The sequence below is a fragment of the Methylobacterium phyllosphaerae genome, assembly GCF_001936175.1.
In the GTDB taxonomy this organism is placed as follows: Bacteria; Pseudomonadota; Alphaproteobacteria; order Rhizobiales; family Beijerinckiaceae; genus Methylobacterium; species Methylobacterium fujisawaense.
In genome coordinates this window covers 4,377,105-4,391,751 of the sequence record NZ_CP015367.1, presented here as the reverse complement: position 1 = coordinate 4,391,751, position 14,647 = coordinate 4,377,105, and the positions used below count along the sequence as shown (strand labels likewise).

The 14,647-nt window shown below is 68.9% G+C and carries 13 protein-coding genes; 8 read left to right on the top strand and 5 right to left on the bottom strand.

The window, feature by feature from the left end:
- Positions 1–10: 10 nt before the first annotated feature.
- From MCBMB27_RS19950 to MCBMB27_RS19925, 6 genes are all read left to right on the top strand, one after another.
- Positions 11–1,039, top strand: coding sequence for a Gfo/Idh/MocA family protein (locus tag MCBMB27_RS19950; protein WP_043379174.1), 1,029 nt, complete (start codon positions 11–13; stop codon positions 1,037–1,039).
- Positions 1,036–2,151, top strand: a complete 1,116-nt coding sequence (locus tag MCBMB27_RS19945) for a DegT/DnrJ/EryC1/StrS family aminotransferase (protein ID WP_043379175.1) — start codon at positions 1,036–1,038, stop codon at positions 2,149–2,151. Before MCBMB27_RS19950 ends, MCBMB27_RS19945 begins: the two co-directional genes overlap by 4 nt.
- Positions 2,135–3,166 carry an NAD-dependent epimerase/dehydratase family protein gene (locus MCBMB27_RS19940; protein WP_043355148.1) on the top strand — a complete coding sequence of 344 codons (1,032 nt, stop codon included), beginning with the start codon at positions 2,135–2,137 and terminating at the stop codon, positions 3,164–3,166. The genes MCBMB27_RS19945 and MCBMB27_RS19940 overlap by 17 nt, the downstream gene beginning before the upstream one ends.
- Entirely contained in the window at positions 3,163–4,299 is a 1,137-nt protein-coding gene (locus MCBMB27_RS19935) for a DegT/DnrJ/EryC1/StrS family aminotransferase (protein ID WP_075381124.1), read from the top strand. The genes MCBMB27_RS19940 and MCBMB27_RS19935 overlap by 4 nt, the downstream gene beginning before the upstream one ends.
- The gene (locus MCBMB27_RS19930) at positions 4,296–5,096 is read left to right on the top strand and encodes a polysaccharide deacetylase family protein (protein WP_043759821.1); all 801 of its coding nucleotides are present in this window, start codon (positions 4,296–4,298) and stop codon (positions 5,094–5,096) included. Before MCBMB27_RS19935 ends, MCBMB27_RS19930 begins: the two co-directional genes overlap by 4 nt.
- Positions 5,097–5,183: 87 nt before the next feature.
- Positions 5,184–6,131 carry a glycosyltransferase family 2 protein gene (locus MCBMB27_RS19925; RefSeq protein ID WP_043379183.1) on the top strand — a complete coding sequence of 316 codons (948 nt, stop codon included), beginning with the start codon at positions 5,184–5,186 and terminating at the stop codon, positions 6,129–6,131.
- Positions 6,132–6,186: 55 nt separating this feature from the next.
- Here the strand turns inward: MCBMB27_RS19925 and MCBMB27_RS19920 are convergent, their stop codons facing one another.
- From MCBMB27_RS19920 to MCBMB27_RS19900, 5 genes are all read right to left on the bottom strand, one after another.
- Positions 6,187–7,146: a polysaccharide pyruvyl transferase family protein gene (locus tag MCBMB27_RS19920; protein WP_075381123.1), complete on the bottom strand. Its 960-nt coding sequence runs from the start codon at positions 7,144–7,146 to the stop codon at positions 6,187–6,189.
- Positions 7,147–7,241: 95 nt separating this feature from the next.
- Positions 7,242–8,147 carry a glycosyltransferase family 8 protein gene (locus MCBMB27_RS19915; protein ID WP_075381122.1) on the bottom strand — a complete coding sequence of 302 codons (906 nt, stop codon included), beginning with the start codon at positions 8,145–8,147 and terminating at the stop codon, positions 7,242–7,244.
- A gap of 69 nt (positions 8,148–8,216) precedes the next feature.
- On the bottom strand, positions 8,217–9,266 hold the full coding sequence (locus tag MCBMB27_RS19910) for a glycosyltransferase family 2 protein (RefSeq protein WP_053609331.1): 1,050 nt from the start codon (positions 9,264–9,266) through the stop codon (positions 8,217–8,219).
- 23 nt (positions 9,267–9,289) lie between these two features.
- Entirely contained in the window at positions 9,290–10,510 is a 1,221-nt protein-coding gene (locus MCBMB27_RS19905; protein WP_075381121.1) for an ABC transporter ATP-binding protein, read from the bottom strand.
- Positions 10,510–11,406, bottom strand: coding sequence for an ABC transporter permease (locus tag MCBMB27_RS19900; protein ID WP_075381120.1), 897 nt, complete (start codon positions 11,404–11,406; stop codon positions 10,510–10,512). The genes MCBMB27_RS19905 and MCBMB27_RS19900 overlap by 1 nt, the downstream gene beginning before the upstream one ends.
- A 301-nt stretch (positions 11,407–11,707) precedes the next feature.
- On the opposite strand from MCBMB27_RS19900, the gene MCBMB27_RS19895 reads away from it, so the two are divergent.
- Both MCBMB27_RS19895 and gpmI read left to right on the top strand, forming a co-directional pair.
- Entirely contained in the window at positions 11,708–12,787 is a 1,080-nt protein-coding gene (locus MCBMB27_RS19895) for a glycosyltransferase family 2 protein (RefSeq protein ID WP_075381119.1), read from the top strand.
- A 243-nt stretch (positions 12,788–13,030) separates the two neighbouring features.
- Positions 13,031–14,542 (top strand): 2,3-bisphosphoglycerate-independent phosphoglycerate mutase, encoded by a 1,512-nt coding sequence (gene gpmI / locus MCBMB27_RS19890; RefSeq protein WP_043379441.1) that lies wholly within the window; start codon positions 13,031–13,033, stop codon positions 14,540–14,542.
- The last annotated feature ends 105 nt before the right edge of the window (positions 14,543–14,647 follow it).

The window sequence follows — 14,647 nt, the reverse complement described above, 5'->3', positions numbered from 1 at the left end:
GAATGCACTCATGATCTCGATCGGTATCGTCGGATACGGCTACTGGGGGCCGAACCTCGCCCGGTGCACGTCGGAGAGCGAGCGCTGCCAGCTGGTGGCCATCGCCGACCAGTCGCCCGCCGCGCTCGCACGGGCCGGCAAGCGCTACCCCGCCGTCCAGCTCCATCAGGACTGGCGCGACCTCGTGGCCGATCCCGCGATCGACGCCGTCATGGTGGCGACGCCGGTGAGCTCGCATTTCGAGATCGCCATCAACGCGCTCCGGGCCGGCAAGCACGTCTTCATCGAGAAGCCGATCACGCCCTCGGCCTTCGAGGCCCGGCTGCTGATCGAGGAGGCAGCCAAGCGCAACCTGAGGCTGATGGTCGATCACACCTTCGTCTACACGGGTGCGGTCGAGAAGATCCACGAGCTCGTCACGACCGACGCCATCGGCGACGTGTTCTACTACGACTCGACCCGGGTGAACCTCGGCCTGTTCCAGCGCGACGTGAACGTGATCTGGGACCTGGCGGTCCACGACCTCGCGATCCTCGACCACATCCTGGATCTCGCCCCGGTGGCGATCTCGGCGAGCGGCACCGGCCATTTCAGCGGCCGTCCCGAGAACATGGCCCACCTGACCGTCTTCTACCCGCGCGGCGTGGTCGCGCAGATCAACGTCAACTGGCTCGCGCCCGTGAAGGTGCGGCAGACGCTGATCGGCGGCAGCAAGAAGATGATCGTCTACAATGACCTCGACCCGATCGAGAAGGTCAAGGTCTACGACCGCGGCGTCACGGTCGGCGGCGGCTCGGACGACATCACCGAGCTGATGGTCTCCTACCGGACCGGCGACATGTGGTCGCCGCACCTGTCCTTCCGCGAGGCGCTGATCGTCGAGATCGAGCACTTCGCCGATTCCATCGAGAACGGCACCGCGCCCATGACCGACGGCCACAGCGGCCTGCGCGTCGTCGAGATGCTCGAAGCCGCCATGCGCTCCCTGCGCCAGAACGGCGCCCCCATCGACCTCATGCCACTTGCGAGGGCCTCGTGATCCCCTTCCTCGACCTCAAGGCGCAGTACGCGGCGATCGGCGGCGACGTCGAGACCGCAATCCTCAACGTCCTGCGCAGCGGCGACTTCGTCCTCGGCCCGGCGGTCAGCGCCTTCGAGACGGCCTTCGCCGAGGCCTGCGGCGCCCGCCACGCGGTCGCCGTCAGCAGCGGCACCGCGGCCCTGCACCTCGCCCTCCTCGCCCTCGACATCGGCCCGGGCGACGAGGTGATCACGGTCTCGTCGACCTTCGTGGCGACGGTCGCGGCGGTCCTGTATGCCGGGGCCACCCCGGTCCTCGTCGACATCGACCCGGTCACCTGGACCATGGACCCGGCCCTGGTCGAGGCGGCGATCACGCCCCGCACCAAGGCGATCCTGCCGGTGCACCTCCACGGCCGGATGGCCGATCTCGACGCGCTCGGCGCCATCGCCCGGCGCCACGGGCTCGCCCTCGTCGAGGACGCCGCCCAGGCGCATCTCGCCGAGCGCGGCGGCCGCAAGGCCGGCACGATCGGGGATATCGGCTGCTTCAGCTTCTATCCCGGCAAGAATCTCGGGGCCTACGGCGAGGGCGGCGCCATCGTCACGGACCGGGACGACCTCGCCGCGGCGGCCCGCTGCCTGCGCGACTGGGGCCAGCAGGGCAAGTACAACCACGTCCGCCACGGCTTCAACCTGCGCATGGACGGCGTCCAGGGCGCGGTGCTGGGGGTCAAGCTCCCGCACCTGGAGGGCTGGACCCGCGCCCGCCAGGCGGTGGCGGCGGAGTACGGCGCCCGGCTCGCGGGCCTCGGCCTGGAGCTGCCGGCGCCCGCCGGGCTCGACCACGTGTTCCACGTCTACGCCGTGTCGACGGCGGACCGCGAGGGGCTGCGCCAGTACCTCAACGCGGCCGGCATCGCCACCGGGATCCACTATCCCGTCCCGGTCCACCGGCAGCCCGCCTACAGTCACCTCGACGACGGCGCCGGCCGCCTGCCGGTCACCGAGCGGCTGGCCGCCCGGACCCTGTCCCTCCCGATGTTCCCCGAGATGACGTCCGCGCAGATCGACACCGTCTGCCGGGCCGTCGCGAGCTACTGCGAGGTCGCCGATGCCCAAGCTGCGTGAGGTCACCAAGGGAAGCCGGTTCAGCGGCGACCTGCGCGGGACCCGGATCCTGGTCACCGGCGGATCGGGCTTCATCGGCTCGCACATCATCGACCTTCTGGTCGAGGCCGGCTGCGACGAGATCGTGGCCATCGACAACATGATCCGCGGCCGCCCCGAGAATCTCGGGGACGCCCTCGGCTCCGGCCGCGTCCGCCTCGTCCAGGGCGACATCCGCGACCGCGCCCTGATGGAGACGCTGGTCAAGGGCACCGACGTGGTGTTCCACCAGGCGGCCCTGCGGATCACGCAATGCGCCGCAGAGCCGCGCCACGCCTTCGAGGTGATGGCCGCCGCGACCTTCAACCTGCTTGAGAGCTGCGTCGAGGCCGGCGTCGCCAAGGTGGTGATGGCCTCCTCGGCCTCGGTCTACGGGATGGCGGAGGTCTTCCCGACGACCGAGAAGCACCACCCCTACGACAACCGGACCCTGTACGGCGCCGCCAAGTCCTTCGGCGAAGGTCTGCTGCGCTCGTTCAACGACATGTACGGGCTGGACTACGTCGCGCTCCGGTACTTCAACGCCTACGGCCCGCGGATGGACCTGACCGGCCGCTACACCGAGGTCATGGTCCGCTGGATGCAGCGCCTGGCCGAGGGCCAGTCGCCGATCGTCTTCGGCGACGGCCTGCAGACCATGGACCTCGTCCATGTCCGCGACATCGCCCGGGCCAACATCCTGTCGGCGATCTCGCCGGCCACCGACGTGGTGCTCAACGTCGGCACCGGCGTCGAGACCTCGCTGGTCGACCTCGCCGGCCACCTCACCCGGATCATGGGCCGGGACGGCACGCCGCTGATCCACGAGGCCGAGCGGGCCGTGAACCCGGTGCCCCGGCGCCTCTGCGACACGAGCCTCGCCAAGGCGCTGATCGGCTTCGAGGCGAAGATCGGCGCGGCCGAGGGCCTCGCCGACCTCGTCGCCTGGTGGCAGGACGAGTCCCGCTCGGAACACCTGCGGCGGGCGCTGGCATGATCCCGATTGCCAAGCCCGAAGTCGGCGACCCCGAGGCCGAGGCCGCCGCCGCCGTCGTCCGCTCCGGATGGCTGACCCAGGGGCCGCAGGTCGCGGCCTTCGAGACGGAGTTCGCCGCGATCGTCGGCGCGCCCCATGCCTGCGCGGTCTCGAACTGCACGACCGCGCTGCATCTCGCGCTCCTCGCCGTCGGGGTCGGCCCCGGCGACGAGGTGGTGACGGTGAGCCACAGCTTCATCGCCACCGCCAACGCCATCGCCCAGTGCGGGGCGACGCCGATCTTCGTCGACATCGACCCGGCGACCTACAACATGGCCCCGGACGCCGCCGCGGCGGCGATCACCGGGAAGACGAAGGCGATCGTCTGCGTCCACCAGATGGGCATGCCCTGCGACCTGGAGGCGATCGTGGCGATCGGGCGCCGGTCCGGCATCCCGGTGATCGAGGACGCGGCCTGCGCCATCGGCTCCGAGCGGCTCCAGGGCGACGTCTGGCGGCCGATCGGCAGCCCGGCGGGGGACATCGCCTGCTTCTCGTTCCACCCGCGCAAGGTGCTGACCACCGGCGACGGCGGCATGATCACCACCGCCAACGCCGCGTGGGACCGGACCTTCCGGCTGCTGCGCCAGCACGGGATGAGCGTCTCCGACATCGCCCGCCACGGCAGCGCCCGGGTGGTGGTCGAGGAATACGCCATCGCGGGCTTCAACTACCGGATGACGGACGTGCAGGCGGCCATCGGCCGGGAGCAGCTGAAGCGGCTGCCCGACCTGATCGCCCGGCGCCGCGACCTCGCCGACGGGTACCGCGTGCGGCTGGCCGACCTCCCCGGGGTGACGCCGCCGCCCGAGCCGATGGGGCTGCGCAGCAACTGGCAGAGCTACTGCGTCCGCCTCCCGGACGATGCGGACCAGCAGGCGGTCATGCAGGCGATGCTCGACCGGGGCATCGCCACCCGCCGGGGCATCATGTGCGCGCATCTGGAGCCGCCCTACGCCGAGGCGCCGCGGCGGTTCGCGCTGCCGGAATCCGAGCGGGCCCGCGAGCACGCGATCCTGCTGCCGCTCTACGCGGCGATGACGGAGGTGGCGCAGGATCAGGTCGTCGACGGCCTGCGCGCCGCCCTGCGATGATCCCCGCACCGGTCAAGAGCCTCGCCCGGACGGTCGGCCTGACCCGCCCGCGCGTCGCCGCCGCCCGGATGGCCTGCGAGCGCACGACGCTCGCCCTCGCCCGCCGGCGTCGGGCCCTGCCGGGCGGGCGCATCCTCTGCTACCACTCGGTGGGCCAGCCGGAATGCGGCGTCAACGACGTCGCCCCCGGGCGCTTCCGGCATCAGATCGAGCGGGCGCTCCGTCTGGGCTACCGCTTCGTGCCGGCGGCCGCCATCGCCGAGGGACGCGGCGGCGCCCGCGACCTCGCCATCACCTTCGACGATGGCTGGCACAGCGTGCTGAGCGCGGCGGCCCCGATCCTGCGTGATTACGGGATCCCGTGGACCCTGTTCATCGTGGCAGGCTGGCTGGACCGGCCCGAGACCGGGCCGCGCGGCATCCTGGACTGGCGCGCCATCGAGGCGCTCGCTGCGGCCGGGGTCGAGATCGGCAGCCACTCGGTGACGCACCCGGATTTCGGGCGCCTCGACACGGATCGGACCGTCGAGGAACTCGTCGTCTCCCGGGCCATCATCGCGCGGCGCCTGGGCGTCGCTCCGGCGAGCTTCGCGATCCCGCTCGGTCAGTCGATGAACTGGACGCCCTTCGCCCAACAGGCGGCCCGCGAGGCCGGCTACCGGACCCTCTATGCGCAGGCGGAGGAGACCAAACCTGAGGGCACCGTGGGGCGGACCTTCGTCACCTGCTTCGACCATGATCTGATCTTCCAGGCCCTGCTGCGCGGCGCCTTCGATGCGTGGGAAGAATGGGTCTGATCTCCGGCGTCTCGGGGTGCTCCAACAGTCCGAGGCCGTACTGCCCTGTCATGTCGCAGCAGATCCATCGGCCTGGGAGGCGCCCCGATGCAAGACGGTCCGAGGCTGGTTTCGGTCATAGTGCCGACATTCCGGCGGCCCCATCTTCTGCGCGGTGCGCTCGCAAGCATCCGGCGCCTCGAAGATCGCGATCTCGCGTTTGAAATCCTCGTCGCGGACAATGGGGGCGCGTGCGAGAACCGGGCGATCGCCGAGGCGTTCGGGGCCACCTACGTGGCGGTGGAGCGCCGCGGGCCGAGCGCGGCACGGAATGCGGGCCTGCGTTTGGCGACCGGCGACTTCATCGCTTTCCTCGACGATGACGACGCGTGGCTTCCGGGGAATGTGCGTGCGCAGATTGCGGTCCTCGATGCGGATCCCGCCTTGGACGGCGTTCTGGGGCAGGCCGTCGGCACGGACCCGGACCTGAAGAATCCCTCAGCCCCTTGGCCGGAACGGCATCCGGGCGTCGGCGACGCGCTTCTTCGGACCATGCTGAGCGGCTACTTTCCTCAACTGGGCACGCTCGTGGTCCGCAGACGCGTCCGCGATTTGGTGGGTCTGTTCGACGAGACGCTCATCGGTGGAGAAGACCTGGATTGGCAGCTCCGTATCGCCCGCCGGCGGACCCTGGGCTATGTCGAGACACCCTGCATGCTCTTCCGCGGCCGCGCCCACGGCACCTACGACGCGATTCAGTACGACCGTCTTGCCTACGACCGGCTGGTCTTCTTCAGGCATAGTGTGCCGGAATGGCGTATCTGGCCCTCGCCCCTCGCGTTCCTCAGGGCGTATCAAGGAACGCTGCAGCACTTTTACTGGTATTTCGTCACGATCATGATCGCCGCGGCCTCGCGCGGCCAGAAGCGCCGGGCCTTCAGGGCGATCGTCGGAGCGCTGAGGGTCTTCCCGGTCCGCGCGACCTATCATCTGGTCGCGCGCCGGGATTGCCGAAGGGCGCTGGTTCAGATGGCCTCGATGCATCGGCCGATCTGATCGGACGCCAGCCGGGCCGTCACGGGGATCGGCGGGATCGCCCCCGCGGCCGCCCTCACGCCGTCAAGCGCATCGACCGCATCGACGCGGAACGGGCCGAAGCCGATGCCCGTCCGGTCGCGCGCAGGCCCGAACCGCCGCGGGACCGAACGAACCGATCTATGGCAGAGGCGACTCCGTCGACGGCCGCATCCAGCCGGGTGTCGCGGCTCATCTGCGGCTCCGCATGCGACAGCTGCTGCAGACGCTTCGCGGCGATCCAGGTCAGCATCTGATTGACGGGCTTGAGACTCGGCATCGTGCTCGAACGCGCCGCGCGCCAGACTTCGGCGTTGGGCCAAACGACGTGATACATCTCGCGGATGTTGCTCGGCAGCAAGGCATGCGGGCGCAGGTCGATCTCGAGGGACTCGGACCAGTCCCGCCACTTCATGCGATGCGAGTGATGGAGCGGCTTGGCGGCGATCCAGGGTGTGCGGAGGGCATCGGCGACGATGGCGCCGTGCATCGCCTCGGTGATGAGGAGCCTGGCGCCCCTGATCTGGGACAGGATCCGCCCGACATCGTCCCGGGGATCGATCAGCGTGACGCCCGCCATCCGGCAGGCCACCTGCCAGAAGCCACGCTCCAGGCTTTCGTAATGCGGCATGAAGGCGACCGTGATGCCCGACGCGGCCTCCGGCAGCGGCAGCAGGCGCAGCAGGACGGCTGGATCGCAGATCGCCCGCTCCGCCGGGAGGCCGAGGCGCTGCGCGGTCCCGGGGCCACGGACGAACAGGACGTCCCAGGATCCGTCATGCACGTCCGGCATCGCCGAATAGCCGCCGTAGCCGGACCCGATAACGTATTTTCTTGCCGATCTCGGGTAGATGTCTTGGATGATCGAGCCGATCCCGAGGAACAGCGCCTCCTCGCGATCATCCAGAAAGCCGTCCGGAAGCATCGCGCTCCAGACCAGCGGGTTGAGTTCATCCCCGAAGTTCGGCGGATCGCCGGCAAAGTAGGTCAGCTTCATGTCGGGCGCCGTGACGTGTCGGGGTTCGACCGGGGCCGCGTCGGCGCGTTCGGCGCCGGCACGCTTCCGAGAAACTCAGGAGAAGGCCGGCTTCGCTATTGGAGGCCGAGGTTCCATCTGCAGAAGCATCTAAAATTCCACAGCAGCCAGCGCAGACGCCATTTGAGCCGGGTCTTGAAGCCGATGCCCGCATTGCGCAGGAGGCTCAGGCCGAACTCGGCACCGCGCAGCTCCTTCAGGTAAAGCCACGCCAGAGGATGCCATTCGTCGCGGCGCCAGGGTTTGGTCGCGTCGGTGAAGTGGATGATCTTCGGCCGCGGGGCGCTCCGGGTCAGAGCGGTCCACGTTGCGAACTTCTCGTAGAGAAAATTGCGCTGGAAGTTCCATTCCGGTGGAATGCTGGTCCAGCGGTTCCAGAAGCTGATGTTCAACGCATCCTGATCGTCGTAATCGTAGACGTTGCTTGCAAGGAGCGCGATCGTGTGATCGAAGCTCTGGTCCGCTCTGAGTTTCTGGACATCCAGCAGGAGCACGCCCGCGTTGAAGTATCGGCCCTGGGCCGGCAGGCCGTACCGCGCGGCGAAGTCGCGCGGGTTGAGGCCGGCATCGACCACGGCTCCGAGCGCATGGGCGCCGAGGTCGAAGTCCCAGAGTTCGGCGATGTCGCTTTGAAGGATGAGATCGGAATCGAGATAGATCGCACGACTGACGTCAGGCGGCATAAATCGCGGGATCATCAACCGGAAATACGTCGCCCGACTCATGCTCGGGCGATGGGCGTCGAACCCGAGCAGGACCGGATCGCAGATCTGAATCCACTCGATCGTGGCGCGCCGGGTCGAAACCTGGGCTCGGCTGGCCGCGTCGATGCCGTCATGGAAGACGAAAAACCGCAGCGGGTTGCGTTCGTTTCGTGTCTCGATCGAGCGCATGACCACACGAAGTTGTGGGATGTACGACTGATCGATGCCGAATGCGACGTTTATGACGGGCCTCTGCACGTCGTCCTCCGCTCGATTGCACCTGTGCTGACATGCGGCGCCGAGAAGGCACCGTCCGCGACAGGATGTTCAGGCGGGCCACCAGCCCGTGACCTCGCCATGGTTCGTCCAGTCGAGACGACACTCCCGGATCGACCGTCCGTTCGATCGGTGCAGCTGCCTGCGGAAGGTATGGAGCGCCGGACGACCGATCACCCGCTTCAGGGCGAGCTTCCACCAGTCGCGCCGCAGGAGCAGGTGCGGATCGAACTCCGCTGCAGCTGCGAGGATCTCCTTCCAGTCGTCGTCGTGATGCAGGGTGAAGGAGTTGCTCGCCGTGATCAGGAGTTCGCGTCCGATCCGCCGCTGCATCGCGGCCACCCATCCCTGAAGCTCGGGGATCCTGTCTCCCTGCTCCTGCAGGATGACGCGGCAGGTTTCCATCTGCTCACGGCGATCGCTGATCGCCTGTGCATAGTAATGAGAACTCATGTTCTGGTTATGCCAGCGGTAATAGGCCTGCTTCGCATTCAGGATGACCACGGGCCCATGGCACGCGAAGCGCATCCACATCTCCATGTCGGAGGTGTGCCGCATCTTCGGATTGTAGCCGCCGAGACGATGCTGGACGGATGTGCGGACGATCACGACCGGGGATGCGAACTGGTTTCCGAAGTCGCAGAAGCGCTTGATGAACGTGCGCCCCGGGACGAGCCGGCATTCCGGGTCCGATGCGTCGGCGACGGCCACCGGCTCCACGTCGCCGGCCTGGGACACCGCCATCCCGCAGACGAGCCCCGCTTCGGGATGCCGGTTCAGCGCCTGCGCCGCGCGGGCGAGCGCCCCGGGCGTCAGCATGTCGTCGGCCGAAAGCAGCAGCGTGTAGTCGGCCGTGGCCCAGTCGATGATTCCTTCGTTGAAAGTCTTGATGTGTCCCTGGTTGACCGTGTGGCGCCGATAGGTGACGCGGGCATCCTCCCGGGCCAGGGCCCGTCCCACCTCTTCGGATGAGTCGTTCGACATGTCGTCGATGATGAGAATCCGGACGTCCACATCGCGCTGCGTCAGGATACTGTCGACGCATGCGCGGAGGTAGCGGCCGTAATTGTAGCAGGGGACGACGACATCGACCGTGCTCATGGTTCTTTGCCTTCCCGATAAGTCTACCTGCCGAAGGTCCAGTGACCTTCTTCGTGGAAGATGCCGAAGATGTACGGATCGAGATCCGGGTGCTGAACGTGGAACCGGGCGCCGATCTTGGCGTCGGCGATCGTGTCGAAGCCCTTGCGGCGCACGGAGATCGACACCCGGTAATCGTCCGCGGTGAGCCGGAGCGGCGGTGTCAGCAGCTCGATCGTCCCCGTACCGGCGATCACCGGCACCGGTGCCGCGTCGAGCAGCGTGCTGAACGTGCAGCAATGGGTCTCGTCGGCGCGGGTGAAGGAGCAGGAGACGTTCGCGTCGTGGATCGGCAGATCGGCCGCATACCGCATGCGGATCCGCATCCGCTCGCCGTGGGAGAAGACCGTCTTGCCCTCTCCGGCCGCGTCGACGATCTCGACGCCGGTGATCCGGAAGTCCTGGCTCGACTGTTCGGGTCTGTACCACGAGGGGTGGGACAGGTAGCTGTCCTGCTCGTAGATTTTGAGGCCCGCATCCACGGGCCCGTCATAGGCCACCGTCCCGTTCTTGATGTAGATCACGCGCTTGCACATCGTCTTCACGCTGAACATGTTGTGCGACACGATCAGGATGGTGGCGCCGCTTGCTTGCAGGCGATGGGCGAAGTCCATGCATTTTCTCTGGAAGGCGTAGTCTCCGACGGCCAGGACTTCATCCAGGAGCAGGATGTCGGGCTCGAGATGGGCCGCGACCGAGAAGGCCAGCCGGACATACATGCCGCTCGAGTAGCGTTTGACCGGCGTGTCGATGAAGTCTCCGATCTCCGAGAACGCGACGATCGCGTCGAACTTGTCGGCGATCTCCTGCCGGCCCATGCCCAGGATCGAGCCGTACAGGAAGATGTTCTCCCGGCCGGTCAGCTCTCTGTGGAAGCCGGTGCCGACCTCGAGCAGGGCACCGACCCGACCCTCGAGGCGGATGCGGCCGGTGGTGGGGGCGGCGATCCGTGAGAGCAGCTTGAGGAGCGTGCTCTTGCCGGCGCCGTTCAGGCCGATGATGCCGACATTCTCACCGTGCTTGATGCCGAAGCTGACGTCCCTGAGCGCCCAGAAGGATTCCCGTGCCGGGCGCGCCTCGGAGCGGCGGGACAGGAGGCCCCGGACGCCCTCGCTGAGGGCGTCGCGCAGGGAGTTCTGGTGCGCGGCCCGCGGCGCGCGCCAGTACTGCTTGCCGATATCTTGTACGCTGATTGCCATCGACATCAGATTACATCCGCGAAGGAGCGCTCCATGCGCTGGAAGAAGATCAGTCCGCTGACGAGCAGGACGAACGCTGCCGTGACCGAGACCGTGATCGCGAAGGCGTCGGGCGGCGTCCCGCCGAGGACGGCGAACCGGAACGCCTCGATCAGGCCGACCATGGGATTGAGTGCGTAGAGCCAGCGCACCGAGGCGGGCACGATGCTCGACGCGTAGACGATCGGCGAGGCGTACATCCAGATCTGGATCAGGAACGGCAGCGTATGCTTGACGTCCCGGAAGCGGACATTGATCGGGCCGAGCCACAGACTCACGCCGAGGGCGAGCATCGCCGTGACGATCAGGGTCGGGACGGTCAGCACGAGGTGCCAGTCCGGCACCACGCCGTACCAGACCATCAGGGCCAGCATGACGGCCAGCGCGATGGCGAAATCGACCATCGGCGAGATCACCGTGGCGAGCGGGATGACCAACCGCGGGAAGTAGATCTTGCGGATGAGTTCGGCCTCCGCCACGAGGCCGTTGGCGCTGCGCCGGACCGCTTCGGCGAAGTAGGTCCACAGGACGACCGCGCTGCCCGCGAACAGCGCGTAGGGCGCGCCGTCGGTGGGGATCTTGGCGAAGTGGCCGAAGATCACGGTGAAGATCAGGACGGTGAAGAGCGGCTGTGCGATCGCCCAGCAGGCGCCGAGGGCGGTCTGACGATAGAGGACCTTCAGGTCCCGCAGGATCAGGACGCGCAAGAGACCGCGATACTGCCAGAGGCCCACGGCGTCGAAGGCGATGATCCGGTCGTCGGGCGCAATCTCGGTGACCCGCAGCGTCGACGGATCGCCTCGCTGTTCGGTCAGCCCGCATTCCGACGGGCCGAGGGCAAGCGCATCCAGAGATTTCATCATTCGAGGGGGTCCCGCATGACGCTTCGAGCCCGTGATCGAGCTCGCGGGATCCGGTTCGAATCGACTGTCGAGCCGTCCGGCTGTCCCGCCGGAACGGGCTATCATTGCGGTGGGGCGGTCAGAATTACACCTTTCGTCGTATCGGTGCGGCCAACCGAAGTGGTGGTTGTGATCAATGACCGTAATCGCGGCCAATCACGGCAGATGAGCCCTCGGACGCGGGACCGTCGGCGTCCGCTTCCCTCCGGAACGGCCGGCCCGGATCCGCCGACCACCGGGGCCCGGTGTCGGGAGAGCCCCCATGAGATCACCCACGAGAACCCCCGCGCGCGCCGCCGGTGCTCCGCTCGTGACGATCGCCATGCCGGCCCTCGACGAGGCCGACCACATCGCCGAGGCCATCGCGTCCGTTCTGCCCGACCGGGATGCGGTCGCCTGCGAATTGCTGGTGTTGGATGGCGGCAGCCGCGATGGCACCTGCGCGATCGTCGCCGCCCTGAGCGCCGGGGATCCGCGGATCCGGCTCGTCCACAACGAGCGCCGGATCCAGGCGGCGGCCCTCAACCTCGCGGCACGGCTGGCGCATCCCGCCTCCGCCTACCTGGTCCGCGCCGATTGCCACGCCGTCTATCCGGAGGGGTTCGTGCAGAACCTCGTCCGCACGATGCAGCTGCGGGAAGCCGTCTCGGTGGTCGTGCCGCTCCGGACCGTCGGGGTCACGCCGCTGCAGCGGGCCATCGCGGCGGCGCAGAACAGCCGCCTCGGCAACGGCGGCTCGGCCCACCGTCAGGGCGGCATCTCGGGCTACGTCGCCCACGGCCACCACGCGGCCTTCGACCGGCGGGCGTTCCTGCGGGTGGGCGGCTACGACGAGACCTTCACCCACAACGAGGATGCCGAGCTCGACCGGCGGCTCTGCGCGGCGGGCGGGCGGATCTACCTCGCCGCCGACCTCGCGATCACGTATTTTCCCCGCGCGCGCTTCGGCAGCCTCGCGCGGCAATACCGTCAGTACGGTCGCGGCTGCGCGCGGACCCTCGAGAAGCACGCCAGCCTGCCGCGCGCCCGCCAGATGCTGCCGGCCCTGGTTCTGCTCTACGCCGTCGCGGCCCTGCCCCTGGCAGCCCTGATGCCCGCCCTGCTGATCCCGCTGCTGCTCTACGCCGGAGCCTGCGGCCTGTGCGGCCTCGCCCTGGCCCTCAAGGCGCGGGACCCCGTCCTGCTCCTGAGCGGACCGGCGGCGGTGGCCATGCATCTGTCCTGGGCGGCGGGGTTCCTGTCCCATCCGGGCTACTGGCGGACCGTCCTCCGGGCCGCCCTGCGCCGCAAGCGGCCCGGGCTCGGCGTCCCGCCGGGATCCGACGCGGCGCGCGTCAACTGACCGGTTGACGCCGGGCCGGTGCCGCGCCTGGCGATGGGCTGGGCGCGGCCCTGCCATGTCAGAAGCCCGACGCTCTCTCGCATCCGTCGCCCATTCGCCCATTGGGGCGGTGGCCTCACGGGGCCAAGGCGATTATCGACACGCGCAACGATCCGGCCGCGCAGGGCCCGGAGACCGGCCGCGCCCCGCGTGCGGCAGCGCAGGAGAGTTGTGACCGTGCCCGACAGTACGCCGCGTCCCGTGATGCTCGTGATCCTCGACGGCTGGGGTCTGCGGGACGCGGTGGCCGACAACGCCGTCCACCAAGCCAAGACCCCGGTCTTCGACGCGCTGATGCAGGCGCATCCCCGGGCGCAGCTGAAAACCTTCGGCGCCGATGTCGGCCTCCCCGCGGGGCAGATGGGCAATTCCGAGGTTGGGCATCTCAATATCGGGGCGGGCCGCGTGGTCCTGCAGGACCTGCCGCGGATCGACTCCGCCGTCGCCGACGGTTCGCTCGCCCGGAATCCGGCGCTGATCCGGTTCATCGAGACCCTCCGCGCATCGGGGGGCACCTGCCACCTCGTCGGCCTGCTCTCGCCCGGCGGCGTCCACGCCCATCAGGACCACGCCGTGGCGCTGGCGCGGTTGCTGGTCGCGGCGGGGATCCCGGTCCGTCTCCATGGCTTCACCGACGGGCGCGACATGCCGCCCCGCTCCGCGGCCACCTGCATCGCCGATGTGGCGGCCACCCTGCCCAAGGGCGCGCGCATCGCCACCCTGTGCGGCCGCTATTTCGGGATGGACCGCGACCGGCGCTGGGAGCGGGTCCAGACGGCCTACGACGCCCTCACGGAGGCGCGCGGGACCCGGTTCGAGCGGGCCGGGCAGGCGGTCGCCGCGTCCTACGCGCAGGACGTGTCGGATGAGTTCATGCGGCCCGCGATCATCGGCGACTATGCCGGCATGCGGGACGGCGACGGCCTGCTGTGCTTCAACTTCCGCGCCGACCGGACCCGGCAGATCCTGGAGGCGCTCCTCGACCCGGCCTTCGCGGGATTCGACCGCACGCGGACGGTCCGGTTCGCCGCCGCCCTGGGGATCGTCCAGTACAGCGTCGAGATCGACGCCTTCGCCGAGACCCTGTTCGGCCCCCTCGACCTGCCCAACGGCCTCGGCGAGACCGTAGCCCGGGCCGGCCGCACGCAGTTGCGCATGGCCGAGACCGAGAAGTACCCGCACGTCACCTACTTCATGAACGGCGGCCGCGAGGACCCGTTCGCGGGGCAGGACGCGGTCCTCGTGCCCTCGCCCAAGGTCGCAACCTACGACCTGCAGCCGGAGATGTCGGCGCCGGAACTCACCGATCGCGCCGTGGAGGCGATCGGCTCCGGGCGCTACGACCTCATCATCCTGAACTTCGCCAATCCCGACATGGTCGGCCATACCGGCAGTCTCGCGGCCGCCGTGAAGGCGGTAGAGACCGTCGACACCTGCCTCGGCCGCGTAGTCGAGGCGGTGACGGCGCAGGGCGGGGCGCTGCTGGTGACCGCCGACCATGGCAATTGCGAGATGATGCGCGATCCCGAGACCGGGGAGCCCCACACCGCCCACACCCTCAACCCGGTCCCGGCCCTGCTCATCGGCGTCGACGGCGTGTCCCTGGCCGACGGCCGCCTGGCGGATGTGGCGCCCACCCTCCTCGACCTGATGGGGCTCGACCAGCCGGCCGAGATGACCGGCGCGTCGCTGATCCGGAAGCGGGGCGCGGGCTGAGGGCCGGGGCCGGCGGCACGCCGCCTGCACGGCCCGGGCTGTCATGCCCGCCGTCCCTGCGTTACGTCCCGCCACGAAGCCGGTCTGTCCCAGCGTGGTGCGAGG

What these genes read in the sequence shown, in the direction of transcription:
- MCBMB27_RS19940 (WP_043355148.1), top strand. Translation starts at nt 2,135, where the DNA reads ATGCCCAAGCTGCGTGAGGTCACCAAGGGAAGCCGGTTCAGCGGCGAC.
- MCBMB27_RS19950 (WP_043379174.1), top strand. Translation starts at nt 11, where the DNA reads ATGATCTCGATCGGTATCGTCGGATACGGCTACTGGGGGCCGAACCTC.
- MCBMB27_RS19910 (WP_053609331.1), bottom strand. Translation starts at nt 9,266, where the DNA reads ATGAGCACGGTCGATGTCGTCGTCCCCTGCTACAATTACGGCCGCTAC.
- MCBMB27_RS19895 (WP_075381119.1), top strand. Translation starts at nt 11,708, where the DNA reads ATGAGATCACCCACGAGAACCCCCGCGCGCGCCGCCGGTGCTCCGCTC.
- MCBMB27_RS19905 (WP_075381121.1), bottom strand. Translation starts at nt 10,510, where the DNA reads ATGTCGATGGCAATCAGCGTACAAGATATCGGCAAGCAGTACTGGCGC.
- MCBMB27_RS19900 (WP_075381120.1), bottom strand. Translation starts at nt 11,406, where the DNA reads ATGATGAAATCTCTGGATGCGCTTGCCCTCGGCCCGTCGGAATGCGGG.
- MCBMB27_RS19925 (WP_043379183.1), top strand. Translation starts at nt 5,184, where the DNA reads ATGCAAGACGGTCCGAGGCTGGTTTCGGTCATAGTGCCGACATTCCGG.
- MCBMB27_RS19935 (WP_075381124.1), top strand. Translation starts at nt 3,163, where the DNA reads ATGATCCCGATTGCCAAGCCCGAAGTCGGCGACCCCGAGGCCGAGGCC.
- gpmI (WP_043379441.1), top strand. Translation starts at nt 13,031, where the DNA reads ATGCTCGTGATCCTCGACGGCTGGGGTCTGCGGGACGCGGTGGCCGAC.
- MCBMB27_RS19930 (WP_043759821.1), top strand. Translation starts at nt 4,296, where the DNA reads ATGATCCCCGCACCGGTCAAGAGCCTCGCCCGGACGGTCGGCCTGACC.
- MCBMB27_RS19920 (WP_075381123.1), bottom strand. Translation starts at nt 7,146, where the DNA reads ATGAAGCTGACCTACTTTGCCGGCGATCCGCCGAACTTCGGGGATGAA.